This window comes from Burkholderia sp. KL41 (assembly GCF_057005415.2).
This window is the reverse complement of record NZ_CM189268.1, coordinates 796,709-816,931: the sequence shown is the minus strand read 5'-3', so window position 1 is coordinate 816,931 and position 20,223 is coordinate 796,709. Positions and strand designations below refer to the sequence as shown.

The following is a 20,223-nucleotide window of genomic DNA, read 5'->3' as shown; positions in this document are numbered from 1 at the left end:
CATTCGACCTGCTTCGGGAGAACCGCATGCGCATCGATCAATCGTACCGGCGCTTCGACATCGCGGCGACGTTGACGCCGCTGCCGGGCAGCGGCAATCGCGCGATCGCGACCGTCGACGTGACGACCGACGATCCGGCCCGCGTCGCCGATCTCGGCACCGGGCAATTCCTGCAGATCCGCAAGTGGGTCGAGTCGAACGACGTCGCGTGGCTGACGGTGGTGTTCGACGAGTGCAAGGTCGCGATCGACCACTACGCGGACAACGTCGACGACGCTTGATCACACGCGAGGCCCGCGCATGACCGGGCTTCACGTGACGGCCGCCCGCCGGACGGCGGCAATACGCGAGCCCATGCTCCTGCATGGCGCCCGGTGAATGGCCCCGCGCCGGGCCGTGCCGTCGCGTTCGAATCTGTTCACCACGCCGGGCGGATTTGGCGTTTCCTCGCCAAACTGTCACTTACATTCGTCGAAATGACGCAGTAGGATGCCGAACCTTGTCTAGATGAGATTCGCGTTGCTATCCGCCTTCAATTTCGATAACGGACGAGGTTCGAACCGGGACCCCCGCGCCCGGGCACGGCTATCCGGCTTCGTGCACCGGCGGGGCCATGCCGCCCGTGCACCGCAGGCCGGTTCATCGCTGGCGGGGCGAGGCGGATGAAGCTCTACGAGAAATTTGCAAACGACGTAGAGAGACTCATCCGGCAAGGCGTATATCGACACGGCGATCGTGTGCCGTCGGTGCGGCAGGCGAGCCAGCAGCACCGGATCAGCATCACGACCGTGCTGCACGCGTATCTGCTGCTTGAAAGCCGCGGGCTGCTCGAAAGCCGCCCGCAGTCCGGCTATTTCGTGAACCTGCGGCGCGACGACGGCCATGCGCCGGTGCGCGAGCTGCGGCCGTCGAAGCCGATCGCGATCTCGTCGTCGGTCGACGTGAGCCGGCTCGTGCTGTCGACGCTGCGCGCGATCGGCACCGACGACGCAGTGCCGCTCGGCTCGCCGTACCCGGACCCGAGCCTGTTCCCGTTCGAGAAGCTGAACCGCTATGCGTATGCGGCCGGCCGCGACAAGTCGCTGTGGGGCGTGACGGACGGATTGCCGCCGGGCCATCCGCGGCTGATCCGGCAGATTGCACGCCGCTACCTGGAAAACGGGATGTCGGTGGACCCGAACGAGATCATCGTGACGGTCGGTGCGACGGAGGCGATCAACCTGTGCCTGCAGGCGGTGGCGAAGCCGGGCGACACGATCGCGGTGGAATCGCCGACGTTCTACGCGATGCTGCACGCGATCGAGCGGATGGGGATGAAGGCGATCGAGGTGGCCACGCATCCGGAATACGGGATCGACATCGCCGCGCTGGCGGCGATCGCGAAGTCGCAGCCGATCGCCGCATGCATGGTGATGCCGAACTTCCAGAACCCGCTCGGCTTCCAGATGCCCGACGAACGCAAGCGCGAACTGGTCGAATTCGCCGCGAAGGCCGACCTGCCGGTCATCGAGAACGGTGTGTACAACGAACTGTACTTCGGCAACATGCATCCGAGCACGCTGAAGTCGTTCGACCGCCACGACATCGTGTTGCATTGCGCGTCGTTCTCGAAGAGCCTGACGGCCGCGTACCGGATCGGCTGGGCATTGCCGGGCCGTTATCGCGAGCAGGTCGAGAAGCTGAAATTCCTGAACACGCTCGCGACGCCGTCGCTGCCGCAGCTCGCGATCGCGGAGTTTCTCGAACGCGACGGCTACGAGCATCACCTGCGGCGGATTCGCAAGGCGTATGCGCAGCAGGCGAACCTGATGCGCACGATGGTGTCGCGATTCTTCCCGGAAGGCACGCGCATCTCGAGCCCCGCGGGTGGTTACGTGCTGTGGGTCGAGTTGCCCGTGCAGGTCGATGCGATGCGGCTGTACCAGCTCGCGCTGGAACAGGGCATCACGATCGGGCCCGGCTACATGTTCTCGATCGCGGACAGCTACCGGAATTTCATCCGCCTCAACTACAGCAGCCCGTGGTCGCCGGAGATCGAGCAGGCGGTCGTGACCGTCGGCAAGCTCGCCGCCTACTGCGTCGACTGACCGTACCGCCGCGCGTCGGGCGCGGCGCGTGGCGTCACGTCACGTCAGCCGGTACGACTGCGCGCCCGTTCCCGCGAGCGTGCCGCCGTCGACGATCAGGTATTCGTTGCGGATCGGCTTGCCGTCGAACCAGCACTGCAGGATCTCCAGCGTGCCGGCCGCATAGCGTGCCTGCGCGGACAGCGACGTGCCGGAGATGTGCGGGGTCATCCCGTTGAACGGCATCGCGCGCCACGGGTGATCGGCCGGCGCCGGCTGGGGAAACCACACGTCGCCGCCGTAGCCCGCGAGATGCCCGGACGTGACGGCATTCACGACCGCATCGCGGTCGACCAGCTTCGCGCGCGCGGTGTTGATCAGGTACGCGCCGCGCTTCATGCGCGCGATCATCGCCGCGTCGAACAGGTGCTCGGTCGACGGGTAAAGCGGGATCTGCAGGTTGACGATGTCGACGGCGCTCGCGAGCGACGCGGCATCCGCGTGATACGTGAGCGCGAGTTCCTGCTCGACCGACGCGTCGAGCCGGTGGCGCTGCGTGTAGTGCAGCTGCAGGCCGAACGGCTTCAGCCGGCGCAGCACGGCGAGCCCGATGCGCCCCGCGCCGACCGTGCCGAAATGCATGCCCTCGACGTCGTAGCTGCGCGACACGCAATCGGCGATGTTCCAGCCGCCTTGCTGCGCGATCGCATGCGACGGCAAGTAGTTGCGCACCAGCGCGAGCGTCGTCATCACCACGTGCTCGGCCACGCTGATGCTGTTCGAGCCGGTGACTTCGGCGACGGTGACATGCGCGCGAGCGGCCGCGTCGAGATCGACGTGATCGGAGCCGATGCCGGCCGTCAGCGCGAGCTTCAGCTTCGGCGCGCGGGCGATCCGTTCGGCCGTCAGGTACGCGGGCCAGAACGGCTGCGAGATCACCACGTCCGCTTCGGGCAGCCGGCGCTCGAATTCGGAATCGGGGCCGTCCTTGTCGCTCGTGACGATCAGCGTGTGGCCGTGCGCCTCCAGATAGCCGCGCAACCCGAGCGCGCCGGACACCGAGCCGACGAGTTCGCCGGGCCGGAAGCCGGGCGGGCCGGCCGGCGTCGGCGCGGTTTGCCCGTCCGCGTAGCGCGTGATGACCGGAATCGCATCGCGCACGTAGCGCGGCGGGTAGCCGTCGACCGGATCGGGGTAGAGCACGCACAGGACGGTGGCCATCGGGTAGCACTCCTGGTGAAGGGGAGAATGTGGCACGCGGATTGCGCAGGACGCGCGACGTGCCCTCGCAGGCAACGGGTGTGTTGCGCCGCAACGTTGATGACGTTCTACGCCCGTCATGGCTCGCGTACAAGCTACAGTCGGTGTTTGCGTGCGCTGCGGAGGCGTCTGTACCTGTTCTTTTCAAATGGGATGTCGATAATGGGATCCTTACCTGACTCTCAGGGAGCCACGTCATGACTGGAAGCGACGCTTCGTCTTCACGCCCCGACCTCACGCAAGGCATCGCGCTCGACGATCTCGCCGACGGCGCGATGATCGAGGGCCATGTCGGCGATACCGCGGTGCTGCTCGTGCGCCGCGCCGACGAACTGTTTGCCGTGGGCGCGCAGTGCCCGCACTACGGCGCACCATTGGCCGACGGCCTGCTGGAGGGCGACACGATCCACTGCCCATGGCATCACGCGGCGTTCTGCCTGCGCACGGGCGCACTGCTGCGCGCACCGGCGCTCGACGGGCTCCCGTGCTGGCGCGTCGAACGCCGCGACGGCCGTGCCGTCGTGCTCGATGCGCGGCCGGCCGCCGCGCCTCCCGCGCTGAATGCGGCCGGGCTGCCCGCGTCGGTGGTGATCGTCGGCGGCGGCGCCGCTGCGATCGCGGCCGCCGTGACGCTGCGGCAGGCGGGTTATCCACATCCCGTCACGATGCTCACCGCCGACGCCGATCCGCCGTACGACCGGCCGAACCTGTCGAAAGACTATCTCGCCGGCACGGCCGACGCCGACTGGTTGCCGCTGCGTGCGCCGTCGTTCTATACCGATCACCGGATCGACGTGCGGTGCGGCACGCGTGTCGCGCGGATCGACCCCGCGCGGCAGGCGGTCGAACTGGCCGACGGCAGCCATGTCGGGTACGGCGCGCTGCTGCTGGCAACGGGCGCCGAGCCGAACCGGCTGAGCGTGCCCGGCGCGGATCTGCCGCACGTGTGCGTGCTGCGCTCGCGCGCCGATTGCGACGCGCTGATCGGCAAGCTGAAAACGGCCCGCCGCTGCGTGGTGGTCGGCGCGAGCTTCATCGGGCTCGAAGCGGCCGCCGCGTTGCGCACGCGCGGGCTCGACGTGCAGGTCGTCGCGCCCGATGCGCATCCGATGGCGCGCGTGCTCGGCGAAGCGCTCGGCGACACGATCAAGGCCCTGCACGAGTCGCACGGCGTCGTGTTCCATCTCGGCGCGACGCCGGTGCGGATCACGCCGGACAGCGTGACGCTGTCGACCGGCGACGTGCTGCCGGCCGACGTCGTGGTGGTCGGCATCGGCGTGCACCCGAACGTCGCGCTCGCGCAGGACGCGGGGCTGGCCGTCGAGCGCGGCGTGACGGTCGACCGCTTCCTTCAGACGAGTGTGCCCGGCATCTACGCGGCCGGCGACATCGCGCGCTGGCCCGATCCGCTGACGGGCGAGCGCATTCGCGTCGAGCACTGGGTCGTCGCCGAGCGGCAGGGCATCGTCGCGGCGCGCAACATGCTTGGCCAGCAGCGCCCGTTCGACGCGGTGCCGTTCTTCTGGAGCCAGCATTACGACCTGACGATCAACTACGTCGGGCATGCGGAGCAATGGGATCGCGTCGAGATCGACGGCGACCTCGGCGCGCACGACTGCGCGATCGCGTACTGGCGCGGCGACACGCGGCTCGCGGTCGCGACGATCGGCCGCGATCTCGACAGCCTGAAGGCGGAAGCGGCATTCGAGCGGCAGATTGCAGCCGCATGACGGCCGTGTGACGACATGATTCGAACCCGGAGGCAAGATGAGTCCTGAAATCCGTGCACGTTTCGAAACCGAGTTCGCACCGCGCATCGCGGCGCGCGTGCTCGGCCTGTATCAGCCTGGTGAAGTGCGCGTGGAAGTCGTGCCGCACGACGGGCAGGGGAGCCCGACCTGTGTGGACGTGGTCGGCCTCACGTCGACGGTCGGGCTGCCGAACCGGCTGAACGCGCGGCTCGCGTGGCGCGACGACGCGATCGATGCGTTGCTGGCCGAGCCCGACCGCAGCCGCTTCGATCGCTATCTCGCGGCGCTGCCGGTCACGATCGAACGCTGGCAGATGGAATTGCCGGTCGACTTCAGTTCACGGACCCAGCGCGACCGCGAAATCCTGATCGGCGATCTCGATTTCGATGCGTGAAACGCACGGCGCGCTGCCCGCCGGCGATGCGGCGACGAACCGCGCGACGTTAGCGGTCGCGCGTCTTGACGATCACGCGGCCCTGGTCGATGCCGCCGCGCAGCGCTTCGTCGCACGTGAGCCATTCGGGCGTGACGAGTTCGGGCGCGGGCAGGTCGACCGGCGCGCCGTCGCGGAAGATCCGCACCTGCGCGACCCACGCGCCGTTCGCGTTGCGCGTCGCCTCGACGCGAATCTCGTGATCCATGAAGGTGTCGGTGGCTTGCATCGGTCGGGGCCCTCCATCGTGCGTGAACGCGGTGCGTCGATCGTAGCAGCATGGCGCGCGCCGTGCACCGGAAACGAAGCGGAATTTGCGTGCGATTCGGTGTGCGAACCGACGCGTGAGACGGGAGCGAACCTGTGGCCTTCGACCTGACCTTTTCGATCAAGGTGTTCGCGGCGCTGTTCGCGATCATGAACCCGATCGCGAACATCCCGGTGTTCCTGTCGCTGACCGAAGGCGTGGCGGACGGCGTGCGCCGCAAGGTCGCGCTGACGGCCGCGATCGGCGTGACGGTCGGCTGCATCGTGTCGGCCGTCGCGGGCGGCGCGATCCTGCACGTATTCGGCCTGACGATCGACGATTTCCGTCTCGCGGGCGGGCTGCTGGTGCTGCTGATCGCGCTGTCGATGCTGCACGGTGCGCCGAGCCGCCAGCATTCGCCGGGCGAGGACGAAGGCGCCGACCCGGCGGCAGCCGAGAGCGTCGCGATCTATCCGCTGACGATCCCGCTGCTCGTCGGCCCCGGCACGATCGCGACGATGATCGTGCTCGGGCACAGCGCGTTCTCGACCGGACAGGAACTCGCGTTCGCGCTCGGGCTCGCCGCGTTTCTCGTGCTGCTGGCCGTTTCGTTGCTGTCCGCGCCGCTGATCGGCCATTACCTGTCGCCGCGCGTGACGGCGGTGACCCAGCGCCTGATGGGGATGATCCTCGCGGCGATCGCGATGCAGATGATCGTCGCGAGCCTGAAGGCCGCGTTCGGGCTGCCGCATTGAACGCCATGCGGCGCCACGGCGTGCGCGGCGATGTGCCGTGCGGCAGCTCGAGCCCGGGCGGTTACGACGGACGCCGAACGCGGCGTGCCACACGCTGCAGCAGTGCGTCGAGCACGTTGATCTCGACGGGTTTCACGAGGTGCGCGTCGAAGCCCGCGCGTTCGGTGCGTGCGAGGTCGGACGCGCGCGCGTGGCCGGACAGCGCGACGCAGGTCGTGTCGCGCAGCGCGTCGATCGTGCGCAGTTCGTGCAGCAGCGTGAAGCCGTCGACGTCGGGCATCGTCAGGTCGAGGATCATCAGTTGCGGCGCGTAGTCGCGGGCGAGCGCCAGCGCATCGCCTGCGTTGTACGCGACGCGCGGCGCATGCCCCTTCACCTTGAGCAGCACGGCGAGCGTGTCGGCCGAGTCGCGGTTGTCGTCGACGATCACGATGCGCAGCGGCGTGGTGTCCGATGGCGTGTGCGCCGCCGGCTCGCGCGCGGCGGCCTGCTCCGCACGTCCCGTCCGTGCGATCGGCAGCCGCACCGTGAACGTCGCGCCGTGCCCGGGCCCGCCGCTTTCCGCGGAAATCCGCCCGCCGTGCAGCTCGACGAACGTCCGGCAGATCGCGAGCCCGAGCCCGAAGCCGCCGGTCGGCGGGCCGCCTGACGCGCCGCGCTGCTCGAACAGGTCGAAGATCGTTTCGAGCGCGCCGTGCGCGATGCCGACGCCGTGATCGGTGATGCGGATGGCGACCACCGGCCCTTCCACCCGTGCGCCCACGTCGATCCGCCCGCCGTGCGGCGAGAACTTCGACGCGTTGTCGAGCAGGTTGTGCAGCACCTGGACGAGCCGTGCATCGTCGCCGTGCAGCAGCACGGGATCGGTCGGCAGGTCGACGTGGATGTGCTGCCCGCGCGCGGCCAGCTTCGGCTGGATGCTTTCGACGCCGCGGCACACGATGTCGCGCACGGCGACGGGGCGATCGTTCAGCTCGACCTTGCCGGCCGTGATGCGGCCGACGTCGAGCAGATCGTCGACGAGCCGTGTCAGTTGTCCGACCTGGCGATGCACGGCGTCGCGGCATTGCGCGAGCACGGGCGCCGGATCGGGCAGGCTCTGCAGCACGCCGACCGAATGGCGCAGCGGCGAGAGATGGTTGCGCAACTCGTGCGCGAGCATCGCGATGAACACGCTGAGCCGGTGCGTGGACGCTTCGAGTTCCTCGAGCCGCTTGCGCTCGGTCATGTCCCGCGTGATCTTGATGAAACCGCACAGCTGGTTCTCGTGATCGTGCACGGGGGCGATCGTCACGCTCGCCCAGAACTGCGAGCCGTCCTTGCGCACGCGCCAGCCTTCATCCACGAAGTGGCCCCGCGCGGCCGCCTCGTCGAGCCCGTGCGACGGCCGGCCGGCCGCGATCGCATCGGCCGGATAGAAGCGCGAGAAGTGATGGCCGACGATCTCGGCCGCGCGATAGCCCTTGATGCGCTCGGCACCCGCATTCCACGTCGCGACATTGCCGTGCGGATCGAGCATGAACACCGCGTAGTCGGTAATCGAGCCGACGACCGTCTGGAAACGGAACTCGGCGAAGCGATGCACCAGGTCGCGCGCGTCGGGTAAGCCGGGCGGCGGATGGGAGCGAGGAGAGTCGTCGTCTTTCTTCATCGTGTGGCAGGTCGAAGACGGGCAGGCAAACGCTGCCCGGCCGCCGCCGGGCGGGCCGGCGGCGGCCATGTCGATCGGATTGGCACCCCGGGAAGCATAAGGGAACTCAATTCGGCTGATCAATGGGTGCGCATCGTCCGTGCCGTCCGCGATCCCGGCGAGGGCATCCGTTCCGGGCGCGCGATGCGGCATGCCGATTGCATGCGCCACCCGTCCGCGTGCCGTGCCGCGGCCGCCCGGCCACCCGTAGCGGCATGCAGCGGCACGCGGGCAAGGAGGACGACATGAACAGCACGCTGAACCCCGACAACGAACCGGCCGGCCCGGACGACGACAACGCCCGTCGCGGCCGCGACGGCCGCGCACTGGGGCCGGGCGACTCGTCCGACAGCGGCAGCGACACGGCCGGCGCGCGACGCCATCCGTTCGACATCGATTCGCCGCTCGATGCGCACGCGCTCGAACGCGGCGACGCGTCGCTCGACAGCGATACGGACCGCGCGGGCACCGGCGAGCGCGCGTCGGCGGACGGCGATTCGACGCTCGAAGAAGGCGCCGATATCGAGCCGGATCGCATCGAGCGGCTGAGCGGGCCGGATCGCGACGACGCATCCGGGGGCCCGGACGATCAGGACGATCAGGGCGATCCGGGCGCCGGCGGCGGGTCATGACGCCCGGCACGCAAAAACTGCAATCGCATTGCAGATTGGCGCGGCCGGCAGCGGATCGACGGCGCGATGCGCATTCGTCGTGCGCCGGCAACGATATCGGCACGCGGCTTGCGTTGGAGCCGGCCGGCATGCGCCGTGTCGCGACCCGGCATGGGGCCGTGCGCGGCGCAGGCGCGAACAAGGAGAGACACGATGCAACGACGATATCCCGGACGGCACGGCGAGCGCGGCATCCCGGACGACCCGGCACGATGGCCGGAGGAAGACCCTGAATCGGCCCGCCGTCGCTCGGCGAGCGAGAACGTCGGCGCGGAAGACTGGGGCAGCGAATGGACCGAGCGCGCCGCGCGGCCGGCGGACCAGCGGCGCGGCATGTCCGACCAGGGCTGGCAGGGCGGTGCGCGCCCGCCCGCATGGGAGGCCGAACGCGGCTACCGCGAACCGGGCCGCCGTGCGGAGGGCAGTGAAGGCCCGCACGGCGGCGACCGTCCGGAATTCCGTGGTCATTTCCGGATGGGCCGGTACGGCGACGAGCACGACCATGGCGACCCGCGAGACACGCCGCGCCACGGCGGCTACGCGCCCGACCCGTCGCGGTACGGCGGCGACGCCGATCGCGACGCGCTGCGCCATCGTCGCGGGCCGAAGGGCTATACGCGTTCGGACGAGCGCATCCGCGAAGACGTGTGCGAGCGGCTCGCGCATGCGCTCGACATCGACGTGAGCGACGTCACCGTGCAGGTACAGGACGGCTGCGTCGTGCTGGACGGCACGGTGCCGTCACGCTGGATGAAGCACGACATCGAGGATCTGGCCGACGGCTGCATGGGCGTGCGCGACGTCGAGAATCGCGTGCGCGTGCACCGCGACGGCGAACACGATACGGGCATGGTGCTGCATCCCGACCAGCGGACCATCACGCCGACGCTGCCGGCCGCGCGCGATCCCGAACCCGGCACCGTCGAACGCGACCGCGAGCGCAAGCCGCATCACTGACCGGCCGTGCATGAAACGGTGCGGCCGCGATGGAGGCTGCCGGCCGTGCGCGATCCCGAACCCGGCACCGTCGAACGCGACCGCGAGAGCAAGCCGCATCATTGACCGGCCGTGCACGAAACGGTGTGGCCGCGATGGAGGCTGCGGGCAGCGTGCCATGACGACGGCCCGCACGGCCCCGCGCGGGTGAACGTTCCGGTATCGATCGCGTCACGTGCGGCCGGGTCGCGCACAGTGCGACGACGTGCAGCGTGACGGGCCGCGTTTACGGGAGCGTCGCGTTCGACGGGTTGGTCGCGCCGGTCGCATTCGCGGAACCGGCGGCGTTCGTCGCGGCGCCGCCGTTCACCGCATTGCGTTCATGCTCGGGCAGCAGCGCGAGACGGTTGTACAGCGTCTTCAGGCTGATGCCGAGCGCTTTCGCGGTGCGCGGCTTGTCGCCGTTGAAATGCCGCAGCGACGCGACGATGAAACGCTGCTGCGTATGCGCGAGCGTCGTGCCGAAATGCAGCGTCATCGCGTTGTGGCGCACGTCGTCGCGCGGCAGCAGCCGGCGCGGCAACTGCAGGTCGATCTGCTCGTCGGCGAGGATGAAGGCACGCTCGAGCGCATTGCGCAACTCGCGCACGTTGCCGGGCCACGAATACGCGCGCAGGGCCTTCCTCGCCTGCATCGACAGCCGCTTGCGCGTGCGGTGCCGCGCATTCAGCCGCTCGACGATCTGCAGCGCGATGTCGTCGACGTCGTCCTCGCGCTGCCTGAGCGCGGGCACGTGCAGCGCGACCGGCGCGATCCGGTAGAACAGGTCCTCGCGCAGCCGGCCGCTGCGCACGGCCTCGACGGGATCGTGATGGGTGGCCGCGACGATGCGCACGTCGAGCGGAATCGGCTCGTGACCGCCGACGCGGATGATCGTGTTCGATTCGAGCGTGCGCAGCAGCTTGACCTGCAGTTCGGCCGGCATCTCGGCGATTTCGTCGAGAAACAGCGTGCCGCCGCGAGCGGCTTCGAACATGCCGACATGCTGGGCGATCGCGCCGGTGAAGCTGCCTTTCTCGTGCCCGAACAACTGCGACTCCGCGATATCGGGCGGGATCGCGCCGCAGTTCACGGGGACGAATGGCCCGCGCCGGCGCGGGCTCAAATCGTGCAACAGCCGCGCGACGATGTCCTTGCCCGCGCCGCTTTCTCCGACGATCAATACGCTGATGCGCGTCGCGGCCACGCGCGACACCTTCATCAACAGGGTCTGGATCGAACGCGAGCGTCCCGACAGACGCTTGCCGTCATCGACGGATTTCGACATGACGTGATATCGAATGGGGAAGATTTGACCGACTATGACCCAGGCACACGAAAAAACGACACGTTATGCGCCGTTATTCATGCGCAAAGCATACGTGTTATGTCGCCGCGGCCGCATTGAATCTCGCAATGCCTGCCGCGCGGGCGGATAGATTTATTCGATGACGGGCCGATGCGCGACGTCGCTCTTCTATACTGCTAAGCGATTCCTTCTTCATGGCAGCATCGCCTGCCAGTTCATTCGCTGCAGCGTGGAATGCATTGCCTCGTGCCTGTCGGCGTGCGATGCGCTGCACATCTGTCGCGATGTCCGGTCGACACTTGTACCGGCTCGCATCACGAGGAGCCTCGATGCCCTACGTCCTGATCGTCGAAGACGATGCCGATACGCGCACGATGCTGGCGACGCTCGCGCGCACGCAGCAACTCGCCTGCGATACCGCCGCGACGCTGGAGGAAGCACGCGCGCTCGTGTCGACGCATACCCCCGATCTCGTGCTGTGCGATCTCGTATTGCCCGACGGCAACGGGATGGACCTGTTCGATGCGTTGCCCAAGCGCGCGCATTGCGAGATGGTGCTGACCACCGGCCATGCGAGCCTCGAAACCGCGATCGACGCATTGCGGCGCGGCGCGACCGACTATCTGGTGAAGCCGCTGAACATGCAGCGGCTGAACAGCATCTTCGCGCGCGTGCCGCGCACGACCGCGCTGCACGAGGAAATCGCGGAGCTGCGCTCGGAACTGCAGCGCCTCGGCCGATTCGGCCGCATGCTCGGCAGCTCGCCCGCGATGCAGGCCGTCTACGATGCGATCGGGCGCGTCGCGCGCACCGAAGCGTCGGTGTTGCTCACCGGCGAATCGGGCACCGGCAAGGAGCTTGCCGCGCAGACCGTGCACGACCTGAGCCTGCGCCGCCGCGGCCCGTTCCTCGCGGTGAACTGCGGTGCGATTGCCGCGAACCTCGTCGAGAGCGAGATGTTCGGCCACGACCGCGGCAGCTTTACCGGCGCGGAGCGCCAGCACAAGGGCTTCTTCGAGCGCGCGGACGGCGGCACGCTGTTTCTCGACGAGATCACCGAGATGCCGCTCGAATCGCAGGTGAAGCTGCTGCGCGTGCTCGAGACGGGGCGCCTCACGCGGCTCGGCTCGACGCGCGAGATCGACGTCGACGTGCGCATCGTCGCCGCGACGAACCGCGATCCGGAAGCCGCGATGGCCGACGGCAAGCTGCGGCCCGACCTGTTTCACCGGATCAACGTGTTTCCGATTCCGCTGCCGTCGCTGCGCGAGCGCGGCGACGACATCCCGATGCTCGCCGATGCGTTCCTGCAGCACTACAACGAGGAAAGCGGCCGCAACCTGCGCTTTGCGCCGGCCGCGCGCGAGGCGCTGAAGACCTACGAATGGCCCGGCAATGTACGCGAACTGCGCAACTTCGTGCAGCGCGCGAGCATCTTTACCGACGCCGACGTGATCGACTCGCTGCCACCGCCGATCATGGAGGAACTGTCCAGCATGGTCGATTCGCACGAGGATCGCGTGACGGTGCCGTTCGGCACGCCGCTCGAGGAAGTCGACCGCAAGCTGATCCTCGGCACGATCGCGCAGTGCGGCGGCGTGAAGGCGCAGGCGGCCGAAGTGCTCGACGTCAGCCTGAAAACGATCTACAACCGGCTCGCGCAACTGGAAGACGAAACGGAAAAGCCGGACTCCTGATGCCGTCGCGATCACACTCATGCTCCCGTTTCCGCATCACGCGTGCACACCTGACGACGGCATCGCCGGGATGCGGCGAGACGCGCCCGCGTGCCGGCGCGGCCGTCGCGTGAATCATTCCGTGGCGGGCGGCTGCGCGGCCGGTTCCGGCCGGCCGTCGCGCGTCGTGCCTGTCGGCGGTGTCCGGGGCCGCGGCCGTCGGCCGGCCCCGCAGGAGCGTGTCCGATGACCGATCGTCCCCGGCCGCAGGCCGGAAGCTACGCGACGGCCGCGATGCTGGTCGCGATCGCGACCGTGCTGCAGGTGCTCGCGATCCGCTTCGGCGGCGTGAACCTGCCGTTCGTGCTGTACTACCCGCTGCTCGCAGGCGCCGCGTGGGCGACGTCGTTCGTGTTCGGGATCGTGTCGACCGTCGTCAGCGGGCTGCTCGTGTGGACCCTGTTCCTGTCCGATCCGGCCGCCTATCCGGCGCCGCTGCCCGAGCGGCTGGTGCAGCTCGGCACCTTCATCCTGATCGGTGCGCTCGTTTGCGCGATCGCGTCGATGTTGCGACAGACACGGATCACGAACGATCGCGCGAGCCGACGCGAGGCGGCTGTACGCCGGCAGCTCGAAGCCGTGCTGAGTGCGCTGCCGCACGGCGTGATCGCGGTCGATACGAAAGGGCGGCTGACCTATATCAACGCGGCGGCGGCCGAACTCGCCGGCTGCCGGCCTGGCGACGCGGCGGGGCGGCCGGTGCGCGACGTGCTGCGGATCGTCGATCGTGAAGGCCGCCGCGTGCAGACGACGCCGCTCGATCGTGCGCTCGACGGCGCGGACGCGGTGTCCGACCGGCACTGGCTGCAGCGTGGCGGCACCGGCGATCCGGTGCCGATCGTCGAGGTTGCCGCGCCGCTCGGCGATCAGGACGGCAACCTCGACGGCGCGGTGCTGCTGCTGCGCGATGCCGGCGCGGATCGCGCACGCATCGACGCGTCGCGCTTGCAACGTGCGGTGGTCGACGCATCGCCGGACGCAATCGTCGGCATCGACGCGAACGGCCGCATTGCCAGCTGGAATCCGGCCGCGCAGCGAATCTTCGGTTACGACGAGGCCGACGCGCGCGGCCGCATGTTCGACTCGCTGATCGCCATGCGCTGGTTGCAGCGCAATCCGCTGGCGGAATCCTTCGACGCGATGCGCGATCCGGTCGGGCCGCTCGAACTGCTGTGCGTGCGGCGCGACGGCCGGCGTTTTCGCGCGACCATGTCGGCGTGCCCGGTACGCGGCGAGGCACGCGAATGCGTCGCGCTGTCGCTGACGCTGCGCGAAACCGGTGCGCAGCGCCGGCGCGACCTCCGCGCGCAGCGCTCGTTGCGGGGCGCGCGCGACGCACGCGACCAGGCCGATACGTCGAACCGGCTGAAGGACGAGCTGCTGGCGACGGTATCGCACGAGTTGCGCACACCGCTGAACGTGATCTATGGCTGGGTCGAGGTGCTGCGCAATTCCGGCGACCAGGCGCTGCAGAACCAGGCGATCGATGCCATCGACCGCAGCGCGCGTTCGCTCACGCGGATGGTCGGCGACATTCTCGATGCATCGTCGCTCGCGACCGGCAAGCTGCGCCTCGACGCGACGCCGGTCGACATCGTGCGGCTGTTCTCCGATTCGGTCGGCGCGTTCCGGACGGCCGCGTCATTGGCCGGCATCGCGCTCGAATTCGATTGCGAGACCTCGTCGTGCATCGTGTCGGGTGACGCCGAGCGGTTGCGGCAGATGTTGTCGAACCTCATTTCGAACGCGCTGAAGTTCACGCCGGACGGCGGCAACGTGACGGTCGGGCTCGCGCGCGACAACGCGCAGGTGATCCTGACCGTGACCGATACGGGGCAGGGTGTCGCGCAGGAGTTCCTGCCGTACATCTTCGACATGTTTCGCCGCGCGGACGATTCGCCTGCATCGTCGCGACGCGGCCTCGGTCTCGGCCTGTCCATCGTGCGGCATATCGCCGAGTTGCATGGCGGCGGCGTGACCGTCGTGAGCGCGGGCCGCAATCGCGGCACGACCTTCACGGTGACGCTGCCGGCCGGCTGGCAGCCGGTCGGCGCGATGGCGTGGGGGCTCGCGCAGGCGGGCGGGCAGCGCGAGCCGCTCGTGCTCGATGCGCAGCGAATCCTGATCGTCGACGACGATGCGACGACGCGGGCGAGCCTCACGGCCGCGCTGACCACGTTCGGCGCGTCGGTCGCGATCGCGTCGTCGGGCCGCGAGGCGCTCGCGGTGGCCGCCGACCTGCGGCCGACCGTCGTGCTGTCCGATCTCGCGATGCCCGACGGCGATGGCTTCTGGCTGCTCGATGCGTTGCGGCACGGGGCGATGAACGGCGACAGCGGGCCGCCCGACCTGTGCGTGCTCGCGGTCACCGCGCATGCCGGCCTCGCCGACCAGCGCCGTGCGCTGGAGGCCGGGTTCGACGGCTATCTGTGCAAGCCGGTCGATGTGCGCGAACTGGTGCACAAGATCGCGCATGCGACGAAGCGCGACGGCTGACGCACTGGCCGCGGTTACTCGACGTTGACGTTGAGGGTGCCGGCGAATTCACGCGATCGTCGTGGCGATTGTCCGGCGGGTGGGCGCATCGGCTCGACATTCGGCGCATTGAACGGACGTGCGATGTTGTCCTTCATGCCCCGTGTGGAAGTATTCGACCGATGGTACGTCGTGACCGGCAGTCACGAGCCTCTCGCACGGACGTGAACCGGGAAAGATGGCGTTGCCGTCGACGAACCCGCGTTTTATATCGCAGTCCTTCATTGAATGTTTCCGTTGCGGTGCACGAGTACGCCAAGGCATCGTGGTCGACGTCGCGCTCCAATGATTGCTTTGCGACGTCCGCGACTTGAATCCTCTGGCATTGTCTGACCGCCCGCGTCCACACCGCCGGCTCCCCGCAATCGCGATACGTGTTCACTGATCGACGCGCTTCCTCGCCGGGCGATGCCCCGAGGTCCGGCCCGCGCACACGAGCCGCCGTGGCTTCCTGTCGGCAAGCGGCATACCCGCGACGCTGCGGGGGAAACCGCCAGCCGCCATGTCGAAAAAATTACAACGCATTGGATGAAAGCGCGTCCGGCCGGCGATTGCCGCCTGCAAGCGGCGGCGCGGCCGCGGCACGCGGTTTGCGCCCGTCGTGTCCGCCCGCCGGCCGTGCCGGCTCGACGAAAGGAGGTCACGATGAAGGTATTCCCGTTGCAAGCCCGTTCCCTGCGCATCCGTCGCCATCGCGCGCAGCGTGTCGGCATGGCGATCGCGATCGTCTCGGCCGCCGCCTGCGCGTCGATCGCGCCGAACGTGTTCGCCGCTGGCGACGACAGCGCCGCGTCGTCATCCACGTCGTCGCATTCGACGACCGGCAGGAAGATCCGCGACGCGACGATCACGACCAAGGTGAAGGCGGAGCTCGTCGGCACGAGCGGCCTGTCGTCCGGCGCCATCCACGTGAAGACGCGGCACGGCATCGTGATGCTGACCGGCAGCGTGCCCGATGAACAGCAGCGCACGCAGGCCGTCGGCGTCGTGAAGCAGGTGGACGGCGTGCAGGACGTGCGCGACCAGCTGACCATCCGGGCCAAGTAACGGCGTTGCCGCAACAGGAGTTTGTCATGAACTGCATGCTCAAACCGGTCGGCGAGCAGACGATCGTGATCACCGGCGCGACGAGCGGCATCGGCCTCGTCACCGCGCGCAAGGCCGCACGGCGCGGCGCGAAGCTCGTGCTGTTCGCGCGCAACGAGGGCGCGCTGAATACGTTGTGCGAGGAAATCAGCCAGCACGGCGGCCTCGCGGTGCCGGTCGCCGGCGACGTCGCGAACCTCGAGGACGTGCAGCGCGCGGCCGCGAAGGCGGTCGACACTTACGGCGGCTTCGACACCTGGGTCAACAACGCGGGCGTGTCGATCTTCGGCACGGCGGCCGCCGTGCCGCTCGAGGATCAGCGCCGCCTGTTCGAGACCAACTACTGGGGCGTCGTGCACGGCTCGCTCGTCGCGGCCGACCACTTCCGTCGCAAGCGCGATTTCCACGGCGGCGCGATCGTCAACATGGGCAGCGAGGCATCCGATGCGCCGGTGCCGCTGCAAAGCGCGTACGTTGCGTCGAAGCACGCAGTGAAGGGCTTCACCGATTCGCTGCGGCTCGAGATGGAATCGGACCACCTGCCGGTGTCGGTCACGCTGATCAAGCCGGCCGCGATCGACACGATGTTCGTGATGCACGCGAAGAACTACATGAACGTCGAGCCGAGGCTGCCGCCGCCGATCTACGACCCCGATCTCGTGGCCGACGCGATCCTGTTCGCGGCCGCCCATCCGCGCCGCACGCTGTTCGTCGGCGGTGCCGCGAAATTCACGTCGGCGAGCGCGTACCACGCGCCGCGCCTGTTCGATCGCGTCGCGGCCACGCTGTTCTCGCGCGGCCAGCGCACGGTGCGGCCCGCGCGCCCGCGCGACGACAACGCGCTGTACGACTCGCGTCATGCGCTGCACGAGCGCGAAGGGATGGACGGCCCCGTGCTGCGCAGCCGTGCCTACAACACGGTGGTGCAGCGGCCGAAGATGGCCGGCGCGGTCGCGCTCGGCGCGGCAGCGCTCGTGTTCGCCGCGCTCGCGCGTGCGCGCCGCGGGCCCGCGTGATGCCGTTTTCGTTCATTCGATCAAGGAGGTTTCGATGACATCCCGACAACACACGGGCCACGAACTCAGCCGCGCCCGCGCGCACGAAGGCGAGCGCGTGCAGCAGGACCACGACAAGGGCGGGCACCAGACCGGCCACGGCAAGCCGCCCGGCCCGGTCGACGTGCAGAAGGCGCTGAAGGGGATGGACTACCCGGCCAGCAAGGCGACCATCGTCGAATGCGCGCAACGCTCGCATGCGGCCCACGACGTGCTCGACATGCTCACGCGCATTCCCGATCGCGAATACGACACGCCGGCATCGGTGTCGAAGGAGCTCGGGCGGCTGATGTGAGCGGTACGGCCATCGTGCCGTGCGCGTTTCGCGCGCGGTGTACAGCGAGAAGGAGCACGAGCATGGCGATGATCGTCGCAGGCCGCTTCACGACGTTCGATGAAGCGGAAGGCGGGGCGCGCAGCCTTTACGAGCGCGCGTTCGGCACGGACGACGTGTCGATCTTCTTCCTGAACCCGGGCGGCCAGCACGCGCGCTTTCCGATCGGCGGAGACGTCTACGCCGACACGGCGGCGAAACCCGGCGGGCGCGGCGCGATGGTCGGCGCGATGCGCGGGTTGCTGATCGGCGTCGTCGCCGGGCTGATCGTCTATGCGGTGGGCGTGCGCTACTGGTTCGTGCCGGCGGCGGGCGCACTGGCCGGCGCGTACCTCGGCGCGCTGGGCGGCGCGCTCGGCCGGATGCGCGGCGAGCAGGACGAAGGCAAGGGCACGCTCGCGCGAAGCGATACGGGCGTGATCCTTGCCGCGCACGTGACGCCGGAGACGGCCGCCACGGCGGAAGACGTGCTGCGTGCGACGGGCGCGAAGTCGATCGAGCGCGTCGACGGCGACTGGCAGGACGGCGAGTGGCGCGATTTCGATCCGGTGCGCCGGCCGGACGAAGCCGCACGACGACGCAGCCGGTGACGTGGGCAGCGGCAGGCTCGCCGGCAAGGTGGCGCCCGTGGCGGACGGCGCGAGCGGCATGACGGGGCAGACGCTGCACCCGAACGGCGGCTCGATCGTCGTCGGCTGAAGGCGATCGGTGGCCGTCGGTGGCCATAGGCGGCCGCTTCCACGCAAGTACAAGGAGACAGCAGATGAAACATCCGAACTGGACGATCGCGGCGCTTGCCGCAGGCGTGCTCGCCGTATCGGGGCTCGCCGGCGCGCAGGCGCCGAGCGAGCCGCCCGCATCGAATTCGCATGTGCCGGGCGGCGTGATCGATCCGTCGTCGGGCGCGGGCGACGCGCGGATCGCGAAGGCGCCGCAGGGCGGCGACGCGGAATTCATCGACAAGGCCGCGATCGCCGGCAAGGCCGAGGTGCAGGCCAGCCAGCTCGCGCTGAAGCAGGCGCAGTCGCCGGACGTGCGCGTTTTCGCGAAGCAGATGGTGAGCGATCACGGCAAGGCGAATGCACGGCTCACCGAGCTCGCCGCGCGCAAGGGCATGAAGCCGCAGGTCGAACAGATTTCGGACCCCGACGTCGAGGCGCTGCGAGGCAAGAACGGCCGCGACTTCGACGTCGCGTATGTCGCGGCGGTCGGCCCCGACGCACACCGCAAGGCCGTCGCGCTGTTCGAAGGCGAGGCGCGCGACGGCAGGGACCCGCAGCTGCGCGAATTCGCGAGCACCACGTTGCCGACGCTCAGGCATCACCTGAGCCTGGCGCAGGCGCTCGAACGCAAGGTGGGCGCGCGGTAACGCGTGCCCGTTCAACCCCGGGCCGCGTGCGGCCCGTTTTTTTCGGAGAGGCAGTCATGGCCCATCGGCAACCGAAACACGAAGGCATCCGCGAATTGCTCTGTCAGGCATACGAAACCGAGCTTGGCGGCGCGAAGCTCTACGAGGCCGCGCTGCAGTGCGCGACCGACGACGATCTGCACAAGGAATGGGAGAAGTACCACCGCGAGACGCTGCATCACCAGGAAGTGCTGCGCAAGGTGTTCGAGACGTTCGGCATGGACCCCGATGCGCAGTCGCCCGGACGCAGTGCGGTCGCGGCCACCGGCAAGGCGCTGGTCCACGTGATCGAGCAGGCGCGGAAGCACGCCGATCCGGCCGTCGCGCAGGTCGTCGCGGCGGAGTGCGTGGTGCTCGCCGAGACCAAGGACCACCTGAACTGGGAGCTGATCGGCTACGCGGCCGACCAGTTGTCGGGCGATGTGGCGAAGACGCTGAAGGACGCGCACGACGAGGTCGAGGCCGACGAGGATCACCACCTGTATCACACGCGCGGCTGGGCGCGCGAGATGTGGATCGAGTCGATGGGCTTCAAGGCCGTGCTGCCGCCGCCGGAGGAAGTGAAGAAGGTCGAATCGGCGGCGGAGGCAGCGCGTGCCGAGCGCTCGCGCGGCAAGATGATGTGACGGCAACGGGGCGGCAGCCGGGGCGTTGCCGCTCCCGGTTGCGGCGCCCGATGAAGGCCGCCGCGAGCTGCACGGCGATCGGTTCCGGCGACAGGAGAAAGGGGAACCGCGATGCAACCCGACTGCGGCGACGATCCCGCCGCCGCCCGGCATCGCGCGTGTTCTCCCTCGCGATCGGCGCGGTGCCTTAGCGCACATAACGCACGCGACGCACCTCACCTTCCGCCGTCCCCGCTTGCAAAAAAGACGCCCCGCGCGAGCGGGGCGTGTAGAAAGCGGATGCGCC

20 protein-coding genes are annotated in these 20,223 nt (G+C 69.0%); 15 read left to right on the top strand and 5 right to left on the bottom strand.

Annotation, left to right across the window (positions count from 1 at the left end):
- Positions 1 to 26 precede the first annotated feature (26 nt).
- Together PQB87_RS37720 and PQB87_RS37715 are read left to right on the top strand one after the other, a co-directional pair.
- Positions 27 to 281, top strand: coding sequence for a hypothetical protein (locus PQB87_RS37720; RefSeq protein WP_060060889.1), 255 nt, complete (start codon positions 27 to 29; stop codon positions 279 to 281).
- A 381-nt stretch (positions 282 to 662) separates the two neighbouring features.
- Positions 663 to 2,087, top strand: a complete 1,425-nt coding sequence (locus PQB87_RS37715) for an aminotransferase-like domain-containing protein (RefSeq protein ID WP_174414211.1) — start codon at positions 663 to 665, stop codon at positions 2,085 to 2,087.
- A 39-nt stretch (positions 2,088 to 2,126) separates the two neighbouring features.
- On the opposite strand, the gene PQB87_RS37710 is transcribed toward PQB87_RS37715, so the two are convergent.
- Positions 2,127 to 3,287: an NAD-dependent formate dehydrogenase gene (locus tag PQB87_RS37710; RefSeq protein ID WP_048028541.1), complete on the bottom strand. Its 1,161-nt coding sequence runs from the start codon at positions 3,285 to 3,287 to the stop codon at positions 2,127 to 2,129.
- Between the two features lie 236 nt (positions 3,288 to 3,523).
- On the opposite strand from PQB87_RS37710, the gene PQB87_RS37705 reads away from it, so the two are divergent.
- Positions 3,524 to 5,056, top strand: coding sequence for an FAD-dependent oxidoreductase (locus tag PQB87_RS37705; protein ID WP_489244487.1), 1,533 nt, complete (start codon positions 3,524 to 3,526; stop codon positions 5,054 to 5,056).
- A gap of 37 nt (positions 5,057 to 5,093) precedes the next feature.
- Positions 5,094 to 5,471: a DUF5594 family protein gene (locus PQB87_RS37700; protein ID WP_111941085.1), complete on the top strand. Its 378-nt coding sequence runs from the start codon at positions 5,094 to 5,096 to the stop codon at positions 5,469 to 5,471.
- Positions 5,472 to 5,520: 49 nt separating this feature from the next.
- On the opposite strand, the gene PQB87_RS37695 is transcribed toward PQB87_RS37700, so the two are convergent.
- The gene (locus PQB87_RS37695) at positions 5,521 to 5,739 is read right to left on the bottom strand and encodes a DUF6566 family protein (RefSeq protein ID WP_034189953.1); all 219 of its coding nucleotides are present in this window, start codon (positions 5,737 to 5,739) and stop codon (positions 5,521 to 5,523) included.
- A gap of 134 nt (positions 5,740 to 5,873) precedes the next feature.
- Here PQB87_RS37695 and PQB87_RS37690 point away from each other — a divergent pair, with 134 nt between their 5' ends.
- A complete protein-coding gene (locus PQB87_RS37690; protein WP_489244485.1) occupies positions 5,874 to 6,512 on the top strand; it encodes a MarC family protein in 639 nt (212 codons plus the stop codon).
- Between the two features lie 61 nt (positions 6,513 to 6,573).
- Here PQB87_RS37690 and PQB87_RS37685 read toward each other — a convergent pair whose 3' ends face one another.
- Positions 6,574 to 8,163 carry a PAS domain-containing hybrid sensor histidine kinase/response regulator gene (locus tag PQB87_RS37685; protein ID WP_489244484.1) on the bottom strand — a complete coding sequence of 530 codons (1,590 nt, stop codon included), beginning with the start codon at positions 8,161 to 8,163 and terminating at the stop codon, positions 6,574 to 6,576.
- Between the two features lie 284 nt (positions 8,164 to 8,447).
- Between PQB87_RS37685 and PQB87_RS37680 the strand changes: the two genes are divergently transcribed.
- Together PQB87_RS37680 and PQB87_RS37675 are read left to right on the top strand one after the other, a co-directional pair.
- Complete coding sequence (locus PQB87_RS37680) at positions 8,448 to 8,834, top strand: chemotaxis protein (RefSeq protein ID WP_233344809.1); 387 nt, start codon at positions 8,448 to 8,450, stop codon at positions 8,832 to 8,834.
- A 192-nt stretch (positions 8,835 to 9,026) separates the two neighbouring features.
- On the top strand, positions 9,027 to 9,830 hold the full coding sequence (locus PQB87_RS37675) for a BON domain-containing protein (protein ID WP_489244483.1): 804 nt from the start codon (positions 9,027 to 9,029) through the stop codon (positions 9,828 to 9,830).
- 265 nt (positions 9,831 to 10,095) lie between these two features.
- Here PQB87_RS37675 and PQB87_RS37670 read toward each other — a convergent pair whose 3' ends face one another.
- Positions 10,096 to 11,136 carry a sigma-54 interaction domain-containing protein gene (locus tag PQB87_RS37670; protein WP_489244481.1) on the bottom strand — a complete coding sequence of 347 codons (1,041 nt, stop codon included), beginning with the start codon at positions 11,134 to 11,136 and terminating at the stop codon, positions 10,096 to 10,098.
- Positions 11,137 to 11,486: 350 nt separating this feature from the next.
- Between PQB87_RS37670 and PQB87_RS37665 the strand changes: the two genes are divergently transcribed.
- Positions 11,487 to 12,854 (top strand): sigma-54-dependent transcriptional regulator, encoded by a 1,368-nt coding sequence (locus tag PQB87_RS37665; RefSeq protein WP_048028548.1) that lies wholly within the window; start codon positions 11,487 to 11,489, stop codon positions 12,852 to 12,854.
- Positions 12,855 to 13,079: 225 nt separating this feature from the next.
- The gene (locus PQB87_RS37660) at positions 13,080 to 15,389 is read left to right on the top strand and encodes a hybrid sensor histidine kinase/response regulator (protein ID WP_233344806.1); all 2,310 of its coding nucleotides are present in this window, start codon (positions 13,080 to 13,082) and stop codon (positions 15,387 to 15,389) included.
- A 14-nt stretch (positions 15,390 to 15,403) separates the two neighbouring features.
- Here PQB87_RS37660 and PQB87_RS37655 read toward each other — a convergent pair whose 3' ends face one another.
- Positions 15,404 to 15,526, bottom strand: coding sequence for a hypothetical protein (locus tag PQB87_RS37655; protein ID WP_265098654.1), 123 nt, complete (start codon positions 15,524 to 15,526; stop codon positions 15,404 to 15,406).
- A 547-nt stretch (positions 15,527 to 16,073) separates the two neighbouring features.
- Here PQB87_RS37655 and PQB87_RS37650 point away from each other — a divergent pair.
- From PQB87_RS37650 to PQB87_RS37625, 6 genes are all read left to right on the top strand, one after another.
- Positions 16,074 to 16,475 carry a BON domain-containing protein gene (locus PQB87_RS37650; RefSeq protein WP_489244478.1) on the top strand — a complete coding sequence of 134 codons (402 nt, stop codon included), beginning with the start codon at positions 16,074 to 16,076 and terminating at the stop codon, positions 16,473 to 16,475.
- A 26-nt stretch (positions 16,476 to 16,501) separates the two neighbouring features.
- Positions 16,502 to 17,530: an SDR family oxidoreductase gene (locus PQB87_RS37645; protein ID WP_233344804.1), complete on the top strand. Its 1,029-nt coding sequence runs from the start codon at positions 16,502 to 16,504 to the stop codon at positions 17,528 to 17,530.
- Between the two features lie 34 nt (positions 17,531 to 17,564).
- A complete protein-coding gene (locus tag PQB87_RS37640; RefSeq protein WP_111941149.1) occupies positions 17,565 to 17,864 on the top strand; it encodes a DUF2795 domain-containing protein in 300 nt (99 codons plus the stop codon).
- A gap of 62 nt (positions 17,865 to 17,926) precedes the next feature.
- Positions 17,927 to 18,493: a hypothetical protein gene (locus PQB87_RS37635; RefSeq protein ID WP_111941069.1), complete on the top strand. Its 567-nt coding sequence runs from the start codon at positions 17,927 to 17,929 to the stop codon at positions 18,491 to 18,493.
- Positions 18,494 to 18,666: 173 nt separating this feature from the next.
- Entirely contained in the window at positions 18,667 to 19,272 is a 606-nt protein-coding gene (locus tag PQB87_RS37630; RefSeq protein ID WP_111941067.1) for a DUF4142 domain-containing protein, read from the top strand.
- 56 nt (positions 19,273 to 19,328) lie between these two features.
- Positions 19,329 to 19,937: a DUF892 family protein gene (locus PQB87_RS37625; RefSeq protein ID WP_059687727.1), complete on the top strand. Its 609-nt coding sequence runs from the start codon at positions 19,329 to 19,331 to the stop codon at positions 19,935 to 19,937.
- Positions 19,938 to 20,223: the final 286 nt, after the last annotated feature.